Below are 13,107 nucleotides of genomic sequence, written 5' to 3'. Positions count from 1 at the left end.
TTATAAGTGACCTGCTAACAACTTTCCCGTACAAGAAATTTCGATGCCTAGAACCCTCCAAAGCCTAACATCATACATTAAAGCAATATGAATATCCACTTGATGCAAGGGAAAAGTAAGCGCCCGTTATCTTCAGCAGGCACTTAATTTCTTAATTATGGTCTGTAAGGTAAACATCATCTATCTGCCGGGCTAGCTTAAAATCCAGACCTGTCAGCCCATTTTCACTCCAGGAAGTGAGGGAGACGATCACCATTTTGTATTGAATGGCGATAAAAGGATGATGATTTTCGTTTTCAGCAAGGGATGCAATTTTATTTACGAAGGAGATACCGTCCAAATATTCTTTGAAGCGATAGCGCCGTTCAATCCATTTGCTGTCTTTTCTTTTCCAGTCCGGCAGGATGGATAGATTCCGGGCTATTTCTTGTTCGCTTATTTTTGTCATACCGTGACATGCCTCCGATCATAGATGACATCGAGTCCGTTTTGAATCAGGCGGACATAGCGTTCTTCCTGACTTAACATTTCAAGCTGGTCCAGGAGCAGTTTTTTTAAAGGCGATTCTTTGTCATGCTTTTCAAGCAGCTCCAGAACTTCCAGCTGAAGCAGCCATTCTTCCGGAAACTCATGGAGAATCTTCCCGATAACACTGTGAAGAAGGACATCCTGTGGGAAATTCGTTTCCCGGATTTGTCTTACTTCCGCATATAATTCTTCCAGAGGGGTTAGGGCTGTTCCTTCTTTTGGGCTTTCTTCATTCATAAAAGATTCCCCGTGATATGCAGCGTAATCGGCTGCGATTGGACGTGCAGAAACAATCCGGCTGCCCACAGCTAAATCATATGTGCCCCAAGTGGGGTGGAACAAGATTTCATCTCCCTTTTTGACGAGACATTCTTCAAGTGATATTAAAACAAGGGAACCATGATTAAATAAAAGATTCGTCACATGGCCGGAAATTTCTACTCCGCTTTCGAAGGTGATTTGCATCATTTTATTCATCTCGATGCCAAGTTTTTTCAGGCTCTGTTCCGTTTGATTCTCAAGCTTAATGTCTCCAGCCAATTTTCCGATCGGTGCTCCGAAGCCGTCATTGTGAACATCAGGACCATGATCATTAATTTGTTCATTTTGAATCGAAAGGGCACTCGGACCTGTCGTTTTGACAAAGATGGCTTCACCTTCTGCATCCTTCATGATATCAGTGAAAAGACCAGTAATTTGAATGCCTGAATTGAGTTCGATGTGCGCAACCTGGCTTGAAGCAATCGCTTTTTCGATAGCCGCTGTTCCGCCTTGCCTGAAGGCCATCGACTCGCTGAATCTCGTCACTTCTTCTATCAATTGTTCAAAGCTTTCGCAAACAAATAGCTGGGTCTGCATAGATGTAACGTCATAGCTGGTGTTAATAGCATCTTCAATTGTGAACCGGCGTTTCTTCACCTGATCGGACAGGCAATGTTTGCTTTCGCCAACAGATGACAGCAGTCCTGCACCAAAGATCTTGGGCTTTTGCAGTTCGCCAATCAGTCCAAATTCGACCGTCCACCAGAAAATCCTGGAGATTTGCTCAGCTTCAGAAAGTCCTTTTACGTGCTGCTGTTTTTCCTTTAATCGCTGTTTGGCTGCTTCAATTTCTTCTTCAGTTGAAGCTGGACTTTCCATGACAATAGATAAATGCCTGGTTGCCTCAAACACATCATGTTCTTCTTTTGTCGCAAAAGCGTTAGCTCCAATATTCCCTATTAATTTAACAAACTCTGAGTAGGTTTCATCAAATAAAATCGGCGCATGCCCCGCCGCCTCATGGAGAATGTCAGGAGCTGGTGTGTATTCGATATTGGTCTTCTGGCGTATATCCGTTGCAATTGGAAGAATGCCATGCGCTTGAAAATCAAAAAATGCTGTGCCGGGAATCAATCCGTCGACAATGACAGCTCCCCAGCCGATTTTATCTAAATGATCGTTCATTTCACTTACCCGTGGAATGCTGTCGATGGAAATGCCGGACGACTTCAGGCCTGAAGTGAATGCATCATGGGCGATGTCCTCAAGGAAATGATGGTTTTGCCTCATCACATATCTCCAAACCGCATGATCAATGGGGCTGTAAGCATTGTAATACTGCTGGGCTGTAAATGGACGTAAGTGCAGAGGTATCGATTTCTTCATTTGGTATGTCTCCTTTTATTGAGTTTTACGCTTAAACGCTTTTAAGTGCGAAAGTTTTTGAGTATAAAAAATCCCTGCTGAATGTTCATTCAGCAGGGACGAATTTATTCGCGGTACCACCCTGATTGTAAGTATAGAACTTACCACTTCACAGAATAACGGCTAAACCGTCTTATTTCAGAATAGAAATAAGATGCTCCAGAAACGTAATTCGTGATCCCCTTTGTACTGGTTTTCAGCACCACCAGCTCTCTGCAACAGGGAGGATACCACTACTTCAATTCCTTCAACGCATTTAAGTATTAGGATGCTTTATATCTTAAACGCTTTTAAGTATTAAAGTCAATACCTTTTAAATTTAATCAAAAGAAAAAGCCCAGAAGCCTTTCTGAGCTTGAGTATTATTGCTCAATTTTAGCTGATCTGCGCTCCTGCTCTGCCATGATTTCCGCATCTTCGGCATTGTCCCTTGTCACTTTCTGAGTCAGAATGGACCCGACCGCCACCAGAAGCATGACGGCAATGTAATACCCTTTTTCATTAAGCTCCATATCAGCATTGTAAAGTCCGATCAGAAACAGCCCAACGCCGGCAATCAGTGTAAAGTATGCTAAAAATGTAAAGGCTGGCGTGTTTCTCCTTCTATACTTTTGCATATGTTTTAATCCCCTTTTTTCTTAACATATTTTCTCGTTCTCTCCTTGAAGCTGTAAGTTTACAATCCAATACAAAAGATGTAACAATTTATTCTATATTATATAAAATTACCCTTTTTTGTAAAAAAACGCAACATAAATTTATGGGTGTTTTTTACTGTTTTAGATTTTTGTTGAAAATTCACATATTTAAGATGAAATGTTTGTGTAAAAAAGTTTAAATAAAGAGAGAGACTACAGTTTGATTTTAATATTGGCTTTAGGGAGGTAAAGATTTGTTAGCCAATATAGGTATCCCAGGACTGATTCTGCTTTTCCTTAGAAATGTGCTGGTGAAAGGTTTGGAAGAGGAAAAGGCTGAAACAAGCCACCATTTAACTGTCAAGAGGTTAATAGGTACTGCTCTAGCGGTGTTCGCTTTGGGAGCAATGTTAGGGCTCATAGCCAAATACGCAGATGGTTCAGCTTTGGGGTTAATTGGCTCTGACCTTGGATTCTGGATAGCAGCAGCTTCTTTGTTTGCAGCCTGGAGCCGAACGCCAATGGCTGCTGGTCTGCATGTTTTAGTGTTCTTTTCTGCGATGCTGTCCGCTTACTATTTGTATTCTATGATTCTGTTCGGATTTTTTCCAAAATCCCAATTTATCTATTGGGGGAGCATTGCTTTGCTTTCTCTTGTTTGCGGCTATACTGTATGGTTTGCGAGAGGGGCAGGGTGGCTTGCAGCGTTTTGTGCTGCTGTGCCGATCAGCCTGCTTATTGGTGAAGGGTTTAGCTTTATCTATACTTACTCCATCCCAAAAGGATTTGTTTTGCTGTTAGCAGTGTTTTTGTGGATTGTTTTGCCTAAAAATCATTTTCAGCGCATAAGGGTTATTCCGCTCACGGCTGTTATCCTATTTTTCATCAAACAGCTTGGACTTCTTTCTATATTGGCAGGATAAAAAAGCCGGATTGCGTGCGCATGAAGGAGCACTTATGAAAAAACTGAAACCATTAGCGGTTTTGGGAGTACTGCTGATTCTGCTTCATTCAACTCCAAACATGGCATTAAGAACCCACGTCTTTTTCAGCGGATATCCTGCAGCTGCCATCGGTTCAGAGGTTATTGAAGACGACTTTCATAATGAGGTGGATCGGGATAGGTTTGCTGAGTTAAATGCTAAAGCTTATACATTAACGGAACCTCCTGTTGAAAAAGCGACTCAAGGAAAGTTGAGAAATTATTTAGTAAGAAAATATGGATTCTTCTATTTTGCTGAATACTACGGTGAGGGTTAAAAAGTACAGGGTAATGACCATGCAGGCTGGCTGCAGACCCTTTGATATTCAGTTTCTTAACGAACATATAAAATTCGGCTTAAAGTAAAAGCTCAAGGCCAATAATGTATAGGAAGCAATTGGATGAAAGGGTGAGGATTATGACTTATGAAGAAATCATGCAAAAGCTTGAAGAGCTTGGTACAGAGCAGACGAAGCGGACTTTTAAGAATCACGGGGCGAAGGAGCCTTTTTTTGGTGTGAAGGTTGGAGATTTGAAAAAGCTGGTGAAGTTTGTAAAGAAGGATCAAGGGCTGGCACTTCAATTATATGAATCAGGAAATCATGATGCGATGTATCTGGCTGGACTATCTGTCAATCCGGAGCTAATGACAAAAGAGACTTTACAGGGATGGGCTGAAAAGGCATATTGGTACATGATTGCGGAGTATACAGTGGCCCAAGTGGCTGCGGAAAGTGAGTATGCTCTTGATTTGGCCCGGGAGTGGATCAAATCTGAGGATGAAATGGTTTCGGTCTGCGGCTGGAACACGTATTCTAATTATATATCGATCACACCTGATGACGAGCTTGATGTCAGTGAGATAAGAGCATTATTGACACAAGTTAAAAATACCATTCATGATGAAAAAAACCGAGTAAGGTATGTAATGAACGGTTTTGTTATCTCAGTGGGCTCTTATGTACCAGAGTTGAACGAGGAAGCGAAGAATATTGCTGAACATATCGGAAAAGTGCATGTGGATGTCGGAAACACAGCCTGTAAAGTGCCTTTAGCCAAGGAATATATTGAGAAGGTGGAATCAAAGGGACGGGTTGGGCTTAAGCGGAAGACTTGTATATGTTGAGAATAGCTTTGAACAAAAGACTGGGGAAAAGTCGCCTGAAAAAACTAATGCAGCAGTTTTCAGGTGAGTGAGAAGATGATCTGGTAAAGCTGAGGCACGTCAAATGAGCTCAGGAGGCAATGCTTCTGAGCTCATTTGTTTTTTACTGAGTTTTCGTTTCTGAATATTCTTTTTCCGTTCCATCTGGGAATTTTACTTCCAATTCGAATTTTTGGTAATTGTCATCTACTGAAAATGCGTCTTTAACCTGGTTAATGACCTTTTGATCTTCTGTATTTTGATCAAACGAAAGCTCCTCAAAAATTGGAGTCAGCTTCTCCATCGCTTCATCCGAAGTTAAATTCTGATCAGCAAGGTCATCCTGATATGCGGCTTCCATTCCGTTTTTTTCATTTTCATAATCCACATCAATGGTTTTATTATCTTTGTACTCCACCTCAAGATCGAAATTCGTAAAATTAAATGCAGCCTCATTGGATGTTTCATTATTTTGGTTTTCAGCAGGTGCCTTTTCAGGCGGATTTTCTACCTTGTCATCATTGCAGGCTGAAAGCAATAATGCAGATAGAGATGCCGAGATTATAAATTTCAGTTTCATAAAGTCCTCCTTGATCACGGTGCTGATTTTAATGTACCCAAAATTTTACTGAACCAATCTTAAATTAATCCTTAGTGGTATTTGCGTTTTCCAAAATTTTAATTTAAATTTAACTTTTCTTTAAGTATAATGATTTAAATTACTCATAAAGGATGGACAATATGTTCAAAAAAATCTTTGGAAGAAACTATACAGTTACTGAGTTCTGGACCTGGTTTGAAAAGAATTCACAAGGCTATTATCTATTGGATGAAGGAAATTTAAATTCATTGTTCAATAAACTAAGTAAACAGTTATCTAAGATAAATGAAGATTTAGCATTTGAATTTAGTGCAGATCTTATCGAAGGAAAGAGAGAGTTTATAATAAGCGCTGATGGCATCTTGTCTGCCTTTCCAGATGTCATTGACCTTGTTGAAAATGCACCCCAGCTTGCAGGCTTTAAAATAATTGCCTTTCGCCAAAAAAGTACTGTTGATGATATATCCACTATAGAATATGAGGATATACGTTTAGGACCTGATGATGTCTATTTCACTTACAGAAAAAATGGTGATACTTTAGACATTGTTTTATATCTCAGAGGCTATGATTCTGATTTTGAAGAATGGGAAAATGCTGCCTTTATATTATTAGACACCATTATTGGAGAGTATGATGTTGCTACTAAAATTGGAAGCATTGATATGCTGCCTTATAAAAAAAGTCCTAATTTAAAATCCATTTTAGAATTACCTGCATTAATAGATAAGGAAGTATCGGGGATAAGATTATAAGTCTTATCCTTTATTAGATAGCAGCTCTTATTGTACTTAATATAGCCTGACCAAGTCAGCTATAGCTCCCATCTTTGGAACCCAGCTTGTAAAGTGCGCTTGGCCGTATTTACCCTCTAAATTCACCATTTATTCCTTACGTTATCCATCTTGATGAAAAGAGTCCAATCTTCTATTACATCTCAAGTCCTATTTGAAAATAAAGCTGAGGCTCATTATAGACATTTCCAAATACAGGTAAGATGAAATCTAGAAAGGGAATGTGCCCATAGATGATTTTTAGCATTCCAGCAGCAGGACAAACCGTTGATCAAGAACATTGGTAGAGGGAGAGGTTATATGGCAGTCATGCCGTCCAGTTTATTAAAGATAATATTGGTTCTTTTCTTGTTCACTTTATTTAGTTATTTGCTTGAAAATTCGGCTTCAGCTGAAGAAGACATCGAAGCAAAAATTGAGAAGGCAATTAAAGATTACCTGGAAGACTATAAAGTTCCAGGGGCTTCAGTTGCCATCATCCATAATAATGAACTATTTTTTTCAAAATCATGGGGGGTTACTGGAGAATCAGAGGAGGAGGTTACAGAACAAACTCCTTTTACGATTGGCTCTATAAGCAAATCATTAACGGCAATGGCCATTATGAAATTAGCTGATAATGGAACCATCCGCCTGGATGCCAGCATTCAAGAATATCTTCCCTGGTTTAAACTGAACAATGAGAAAGCTGCCGAAATAACAGTGGAGCAATTGCTCGCGCAGACAAGCGGGTTCAGCACCTATGACGGGCTTGCACTATCTGATAAAGAGTTAACAGGCAGTAAGGCTGTTAAGCATCAAGTCAAGAAACTGGCAGAAGAAAAGCTGACTTCAGTACCTGGTGAGAAGCATCAATACAGCAATGCCAATTTCTTAATCCTGGGTGCGATGATTGAAGAACTGACGGGAATGTCCTATGCCGAGTACATGGAACAGCAGATTTTTGAGCCCTTAGGGATGAAATATGCTGCGGCCAATAAAGAGGGAGCTTATGAGAAGAGCTACCTGAGGGGGTATCAATCCTGGTTTGGATTTCCGGTGAAAAGTTCCGTGGCCTATGATGATGCTGGTGCACCTTACGGATACATTACGGCCAGTTCTGCAGATATGGTTCAATTTGTAAAATTATTGAGCGGGAAAGGGCCGGATCATTTTATCAGTGATAAAACTTTGGATCTGTTTAAGTCACCGCAGGTTCAGACAGGTGAAGACCGATATTATGGTTTAGGGATCCGCATGTCCAACCCGGATACTCCCAAAGAAATAATCTGGCATTCTGGTTCTACCCCTGATTCACATTCAGAAGTCTTTTGTATTCCGGGAACCGGCTGGGGCGGCGTGATTCTGACAAATAAGAATCATATTTAGAGGAAGATGGACTTTTCTATCTGAAGAATCATATTATTAGTCTACTAAATGACGATGAGCCTGAAAAAGTGCCTAATCAAAGTGTGACCATACAATTCATTATGCTGGGATGTATCCTGCTGCTGGTTATACTTTCAATATTATCAGGGACAAGATTCAGAACCCGGAAATATTTTCAAAAGGGAACAGGACTTTTCTTAGGTTTGCTATTTATTGGCCTGTCAGCAGCGTTAATCCCTCTTTTCACATTTAGCACATCTTCTCCTTGGCATTCCATCTCTGTCTTTGCGCCTGATATTGCCCTTTTAACGATAGTGGCAGTAATTATGCTGGCCATAAATGGGCTGCTGCTGATTAGATTAATTCTTAAAAAAACACAGTAATGAAAATGTCTGTCTAAACCAGTTAGACAGGCATTTATTATACGTTCACAGCATTTTTCCTTGCTTTCCGATTTGTCATCGCTTTCCATAAACCAAACCCTATTAATGCTCCGATCATATTTAGAATAAAATCATCAATATCCAAACTGCCACTTCTTGTGGCCAGCTGAATAATTTCCACGCTAATGATCATGACTGTCATGGTAATTGTAAAGGACTTAAGTCTGTTTAGCCTTTTAATAAAATAGGGCAGAAAAATTCCCATTGGCAAAAATGCAGCCACATTGCCAGCAAGGTTTTTTATTGGAATGATTAGATTCATGCTTCCATTGGAAATAGCCAATATATACCCATTAATGGTTTTAAAGGGCATAAGGTTTGAGGAAATTTTCATATATTCCACTAATTGCATGTCTGACCAAAAACCTCTCGATATAAAGAAGAGTAATACTGTTAAGGCACATAAGTAAGAAAGAAAGCTTATTCCCATGATCAAGCTTATTATTTTCTTCATAATTATCACCGCTTAAAAATAGTATTAGATAATAATATCATAATTTTTCCAGATTTCACTCAAAAAACTAACTGCCAGCTATTATAATGTAAAGTAGAAATAAGGGATATTTTATGAAATCATCTCAGTAGATTAAAAGTAATATTTACGCAGAAAAGGTGCATTTTATAGATTTAAAAAAGAACCATTAGGAGGATATGAATGCTTTGGGTAAAGACGCAAAATAAGAGAAGCTTAGTCAATGTGAAGGAGATAGCCGTTAAAGCGAATGCTGTGGAAGGAATAATAAGCAGGAGTTTTTTTGTATATTGGAGCAGAGTGCTGGGGGAATATGACTCTAATGAAAGAGCATTGGAAGTGGTTGAACAGATTTATAAGAAATTAGAGCATGGAGGAAATGGTTTCGCAGTCTTTTTTATGCCTGATAAGTAGAATTCAATGCCGTGCCTATTATAAGCTGGGAGCGGCATTTTTATATGGTGAAAGTGGATGGTTAATTTCATAATTAAGTGGATGGTTAATTGTTGGCTCTTTTGCGATATTATTTAGTTATACTAGTTTATTAAAATGTAAAAGAAGAGGTGCGCAGCATGGGAGTAATGCTTGGACTGGTACTAATTATCTTAGTGTTTGCTGTGGTTTCAACTTTGCTGCTGACAGGCAAGGCTGACGAGAACTATGGAAATTCAACTAAACGGAATACCACCAATTTAACCTTAATATATGTGGTAATTATTTTTATCGGATTAGCTTCTCTAGGAATTTATATTTGGCGGATCTAAATACAGATGGGGATGAAGAAAGATGACATGGGCAGTATTGGTTCCACTTATTCTCGTTAGTCTTCTGAAAATCGTGCTGACCTGTATGCCGACCAGCACGGTTAATTGGCTGATCCGGAAATTTGAAACTCACTCCAGGCTTGATGTAAAAGAGGTTACAGTCACAATTGGTGATAATAGACTGGAAGATGAGGAGAAACTTCAGATTATCAATCAGTTCAATGAAGGAATATTTATTAAGAAACATTATATCCACCCTGGGAACGAACAGCTTTTTTTACAGCCGGAGAACTGCGGAATCCCGATAGTTATCGAGTTTCTGGACAGAGATAACAGGCTGTTCATATTTAGTTATAAGGACCGTATTGAAGTGGTCAAACAGCGAAGGAAAAAGGTCATCGCATATAGCCTGATTTCTGATAGCCTTCAAAGCAGTTCCCTGGCAGTCAAGGCCAGTTGAAATAAGAATATCAAATAGATGCCTGGATCCTTGGTGTGTGGAAGGTAAGCCCTAAGAGATTGGGGCTTTTTTCAATACATGGATATATTGAGTTTACAAACATTTGTTAATATTTATATAATTACTTAATTAAAGTTATAAAGGTGGTTATGAAGATGGAAATCTATCAAGCTTCAATGAAGGATCTAGAGGGAGTTTCCGCTTTATTTAATTTATACCGTGTATTTTACAGCCAGGCACCCGATTTGGAAGCAGCAGCCGATTACATAAAAGAACGCTTAGAGAAGGAGGACTCTGTCATATATGTGGTGAAAAAGGAAGGAAAGTATCTTGGATTTACTCAGCTTTACCCAACTTTTTCATCTATATCTATGAGAAGGGCCTGGATTCTGAATGACTTGTATGTGGATGCAGAGGCAAGAAAACAGGGAATAGGGGAAATGCTCATAGACAAGGCAAAAGGTCTCGCTGCTGAAACTGGGGCGGTAAGTCTCTGCCTGAGTACGGCTCCTGATAATTTCTCTGCACAAAGACTCTATGAAAAAATCGGGTTTAAGCGAGATGAGCAATATTATCATTATGAATTAAGTATTTAATGAAAATGAAAAAACGCCTGAAAACCAGGCGTTTTTTCATTATTCGAGATTTATCAGAGCCTCAGCAAACCGCTTAATCCCTTCATGGATGTTTTCTTCATTTTCCCTGCCAAACGTAAAACGAACGAACCCTTTCCCGGATCCCATGGTTGTTCCGGGAACATATATGACACCCTGTTTTATTGACTCTTCAAGCAGCTGATTTTCATTGTGCTCTTTTTTGATCCGGCACCAAAGATGGATTCCGCCTTGCGGTGTACTAAATTCCACTTGGTCTTCCAGGAAGTGATCCAGGTTTGAAACAATTGAGTTTCTCCGCTGTTCTAATTGCCTGGTCAGAAATTTTAAATGTGACTCAAATTCTGCGGACTCAATAAAATCATTCGCAACCCATTGTGAATAGCTTCCATGGCCGAAATCCACCTGCTGCTTGGCATCTGATAACCGCTCAATTACCGATCTGGGGCCAATGATCCAGCCGATTCTAAGCCCGGAAGCGACAATTTTGGTCAAGGAACTAATATATAAAACAATGCCATTGCGATCCAGGGATTTGAGTGTATTCATTTTTTCGCCGGTAAAGGGTGTTAGGCTGTAAGGATCATCCTCCACCACCGGAATCCCGTATTCAGAGGACAATTCAAGGATTTTTCTGCGCCTGTCTTCAGGAAGCAATGTGCCTGTTGGGTTTTGAAAAATAGGATTTAAAAAGATCATCTTTATTCGATGCTTTTTATATAAGGCTATAATATCATCAGGATTTATTCCATCCTTGCCTGTCTTTAAATAATAAGTTTTGACTCCGGCTGATTTAAAGATTGGCAGGCTGTAGTGATAAGATGGATCCTCGATGGCAACAGAGTCCCCGGGTTTTAAGAGGCATTGGACAACAAGGTGCAGGGCCTGCTGGGCACCGGATGTAATAAGTATGGAAGAAGGGCTGGTCTCGATGTCCCGGAACTCTTTTACATGATCAGCCAGTGTATTTCTCAGAATTTCATTTCCCTGCGGGTGATCGTACCCCAGTGTCCCGATAAAAGAGCGATTGGAAGTAATCTCTCTTAGCGAAGCCAAAGGAAAGAGGTCGTGAGAGAGTTCCCCGCTGGCCAGGTTGATCAGTTTTGTCTCTGCGAGTTCTTTATGGATCCTTTGTGTGACTGGCAAGTTGGGCAAAAAGGAGCCTGCTTCAATATACCGGTTCCAGCTTGGAATACGTCTTTTCGCCATTCCCCAAATATCCTTGCTGACCATCGTACCGCTTCCCCGATTTCGTTCAACGATCCCGTCTGACTCCAGTTCATCATATGCAGCAACAACCGTGCTTCTATTGATATCAAACTGTTTTGCTAATCCTCTTTCTGAGGGCAGCGGTTTGTCTGGGGGGAAGGTGCCATCTGCTATTCCGTTTTCTATATACATCGCCAGCTGTTTATAAATAGGTGTTTTTGATTTTCTATCAGGTTTCCAATCCAATTGAAACATCCTTTTATAAAAAATGAGTTATGTAATATTATATCAGCTCTTAGAAAAATTATCGGCTGCAGGATTGAGTAAAAGTTCATGTTGACTTTTCTAACTGTAAATATTATTATTACAGTATATCCTGCAGCATAAATGAATGCAAATTAGTGGTGTATTAACTGTAATTTTTATTATTACATTTTTATAAAGACGAATACAATAGAGGGAGTGTTTTTAAATGGTGAATTTATTCTTATCATCAAGCTGCGGTTCCTGCCGGAAAGCCCGTGCATGGCTTGAGGAGCATCAAATTGAGTATGTCGAACGGAATATTGTAACCGATCCGCTTACCGTTGATGAAATCAAATCGATTCTTCGCCTTACAGAAAATGGAACCGAGGAGATTATCTCTACCAAATCAAAAGCTTACCAGGAGCTGAACGTAAATATTGATTCCATGCCGCTGAAAGAGTTATATCAATTAATCATTGATAACCCGCAAATGCTGCGCAGACCGATTATTTTGGATGAGAAAAGACTGCAGGTCGGTTTTAACGAGGACGAAATCCGCAGCTTCCTTCCACGGAAATTCCGTACGTTTTCATACAATGAACTGCAAAGATTGGCTAACTAGACAGCGCCATCCTGTGAATTCTTGACAAGCTAATCTGTAAAACTTAACATTACAGTATAACAGCAGAAAATATAGGAGGCCGGCCATGAATAGCGATTTTACTCTTGCCATTCACAGTCTAACTTATCTCGCTCTGCAGCTGGATCGCATGTCAACGAGCGATGCGATTTCTGAAAGTGCAGGTGTCCATCCGGTCCGCATCCGAAAAGTCCTGAGTTTATTAAAAAAACATGGATTTATTAAATCAAAAGAGGGAACGGGCGGCGGATTTATTTTTGCCCGGGATTTAAGTGAAGTGAATCTTTGGGATATTTATAAGATTACATCTGAAGGTGCACTTCAGCCGAAGTGTCCGGATTCCAATGAAGCGTGTGTTGTGGGTGCGAATATGCAAAGAGTTCTGATCAGCATCTTTTTAGGTGCAGAGGAACATTTGGGTGAATATTTGAAGCATTATACCTTAAAAGATATCGTTGATCTCATCCATAAGGAAATATAATTGGGAGCTTCCAGGCTTTCAGCAGCTAAAATGTAAT

The 13,107-nt window shown here is 39.8% G+C and carries 18 protein-coding genes and 1 other annotated feature; of the genes, 12 read left to right on the top strand and 6 right to left on the bottom strand.

The genetic code is table 11. From position 1 onward, the window contains the following. Positions 1-151 precede the first annotated feature (151 nt). The 3 genes from NYE23_RS18200 to NYE23_RS18190 all read right to left on the bottom strand — a co-directional run bounded on the left by NYE23_RS18200 (position 152) and on the right by NYE23_RS18190 (position 2,831). Positions 152-448 carry a 4a-hydroxytetrahydrobiopterin dehydratase gene (locus tag NYE23_RS18200; protein WP_341079789.1) on the bottom strand — a complete coding sequence of 99 codons (297 nt, stop codon included), beginning with the start codon at positions 446-448 and terminating at the stop codon, positions 152-154. Beyond that, positions 445-2,175 carry an aromatic amino acid hydroxylase gene (locus NYE23_RS18195; RefSeq protein WP_341079788.1) on the bottom strand — a complete coding sequence of 577 codons (1,731 nt, stop codon included), beginning with the start codon at positions 2,173-2,175 and terminating at the stop codon, positions 445-447. The genes NYE23_RS18200 and NYE23_RS18195 overlap by 4 nt, the downstream gene beginning before the upstream one ends. Positions 2,176-2,266: 91 nt before the next feature. Next, positions 2,267-2,474 (bottom strand) — a binding site (T-box leader). Between the two features lie 102 nt (positions 2,475-2,576). Continuing rightward, positions 2,577-2,831 carry a YiaA/YiaB family inner membrane protein gene (locus tag NYE23_RS18190; protein WP_009335475.1) on the bottom strand — a complete coding sequence of 85 codons (255 nt, stop codon included), beginning with the start codon at positions 2,829-2,831 and terminating at the stop codon, positions 2,577-2,579. 275 nt (positions 2,832-3,106) lie between these two features. Here NYE23_RS18190 and NYE23_RS18185 point away from each other — a divergent pair, with 275 nt between their 5' ends. The 3 genes from NYE23_RS18185 to NYE23_RS18175 all read left to right on the top strand — a co-directional run bounded on the left by NYE23_RS18185 (position 3,107) and on the right by NYE23_RS18175 (position 4,960). Continuing rightward, entirely contained in the window at positions 3,107-3,775 is a 669-nt protein-coding gene (locus NYE23_RS18185) for a hypothetical protein (RefSeq protein WP_341079787.1), read from the top strand. Between the two features lie 34 nt (positions 3,776-3,809). Then, on the top strand, positions 3,810-4,112 hold the full coding sequence (locus NYE23_RS18180) for a hypothetical protein (RefSeq protein WP_341079785.1): 303 nt from the start codon (positions 3,810-3,812) through the stop codon (positions 4,110-4,112). Between the two features lie 140 nt (positions 4,113-4,252). Continuing rightward, positions 4,253-4,960: a DNA alkylation repair protein gene (locus tag NYE23_RS18175; protein ID WP_341079784.1), complete on the top strand. Its 708-nt coding sequence runs from the start codon at positions 4,253-4,255 to the stop codon at positions 4,958-4,960. Positions 4,961-5,102: 142 nt separating this feature from the next. On the opposite strand, the gene NYE23_RS18170 is transcribed toward NYE23_RS18175, so the two are convergent. Next, positions 5,103-5,558, bottom strand: a complete 456-nt coding sequence (locus NYE23_RS18170; protein ID WP_341079782.1) for a YusW family protein — start codon at positions 5,556-5,558, stop codon at positions 5,103-5,105. 161 nt (positions 5,559-5,719) lie between these two features. On the opposite strand from NYE23_RS18170, the gene NYE23_RS18165 reads away from it, so the two are divergent. The 3 genes from NYE23_RS18165 (at position 5,720) to NYE23_RS18155 (ending at position 8,124) form a co-directional block, all read left to right on the top strand. Beyond that, positions 5,720-6,334 carry a hypothetical protein gene (locus NYE23_RS18165; RefSeq protein ID WP_341079780.1) on the top strand — a complete coding sequence of 205 codons (615 nt, stop codon included), beginning with the start codon at positions 5,720-5,722 and terminating at the stop codon, positions 6,332-6,334. A gap of 339 nt (positions 6,335-6,673) precedes the next feature. Beyond that, positions 6,674-7,741, top strand: a complete 1,068-nt coding sequence (locus NYE23_RS18160; RefSeq protein ID WP_341079779.1) for a serine hydrolase domain-containing protein — start codon at positions 6,674-6,676, stop codon at positions 7,739-7,741. Positions 7,742-7,809: 68 nt separating this feature from the next. Beyond that, positions 7,810-8,124 (top strand): hypothetical protein, encoded by a 315-nt coding sequence (locus tag NYE23_RS18155; RefSeq protein WP_341079777.1) that lies wholly within the window; start codon positions 7,810-7,812, stop codon positions 8,122-8,124. A gap of 37 nt (positions 8,125-8,161) precedes the next feature. On the opposite strand, the gene NYE23_RS18150 is transcribed toward NYE23_RS18155, so the two are convergent. After that, positions 8,162-8,638 carry a VanZ family protein gene (locus tag NYE23_RS18150; RefSeq protein WP_341079775.1) on the bottom strand — a complete coding sequence of 159 codons (477 nt, stop codon included), beginning with the start codon at positions 8,636-8,638 and terminating at the stop codon, positions 8,162-8,164. A gap of 201 nt (positions 8,639-8,839) precedes the next feature. On the opposite strand from NYE23_RS18150, the gene NYE23_RS18145 reads away from it, so the two are divergent. The 4 genes from NYE23_RS18145 to NYE23_RS18130 all read left to right on the top strand — a co-directional run bounded on the left by NYE23_RS18145 (position 8,840) and on the right by NYE23_RS18130 (position 10,476). Beyond that, positions 8,840-9,070 carry a hypothetical protein gene (locus tag NYE23_RS18145; protein WP_341079774.1) on the top strand — a complete coding sequence of 77 codons (231 nt, stop codon included), beginning with the start codon at positions 8,840-8,842 and terminating at the stop codon, positions 9,068-9,070. Between the two features lie 158 nt (positions 9,071-9,228). Next, positions 9,229-9,420 (top strand): hypothetical protein, encoded by a 192-nt coding sequence (locus NYE23_RS18140; protein ID WP_341079773.1) that lies wholly within the window; start codon positions 9,229-9,231, stop codon positions 9,418-9,420. 22 nt (positions 9,421-9,442) lie between these two features. After that, positions 9,443-9,880, top strand: a complete 438-nt coding sequence (locus tag NYE23_RS18135; RefSeq protein WP_341079772.1) for a YfmQ family protein — start codon at positions 9,443-9,445, stop codon at positions 9,878-9,880. Between the two features lie 155 nt (positions 9,881-10,035). Then, complete coding sequence (locus NYE23_RS18130) at positions 10,036-10,476, top strand: GNAT family N-acetyltransferase (protein ID WP_341079770.1); 441 nt, start codon at positions 10,036-10,038, stop codon at positions 10,474-10,476. Positions 10,477-10,515: 39 nt separating this feature from the next. On the opposite strand, the gene pdxR is transcribed toward NYE23_RS18130, so the two are convergent. After that, entirely contained in the window at positions 10,516-11,949 is a 1,434-nt protein-coding gene (pdxR, locus tag NYE23_RS18125; RefSeq protein WP_341079768.1) for a MocR-like pyridoxine biosynthesis transcription factor PdxR, read from the bottom strand. Between the two features lie 226 nt (positions 11,950-12,175). Between pdxR and spxA the strand changes: the two genes are divergently transcribed. After that, complete coding sequence (gene spxA / locus NYE23_RS18120) at positions 12,176-12,571, top strand: transcriptional regulator SpxA (protein WP_076260056.1); 396 nt, start codon at positions 12,176-12,178, stop codon at positions 12,569-12,571. Positions 12,572-12,656: 85 nt separating this feature from the next. Continuing rightward, a complete protein-coding gene (locus NYE23_RS18115) occupies positions 12,657-13,070 on the top strand; it encodes an RrF2 family transcriptional regulator (protein WP_341079766.1) in 414 nt (137 codons plus the stop codon). Positions 13,071-13,107 lie beyond the last annotated feature (37 nt).

Source organism: Cytobacillus sp. FSL H8-0458 (genome assembly GCF_038002165.1).
Lineage (GTDB): Bacteria > Bacillota > Bacilli > Bacillales > Cytobacillaceae > Cytobacillus.
This window is presented reverse-complemented; position numbering and strand designations above follow the sequence as displayed.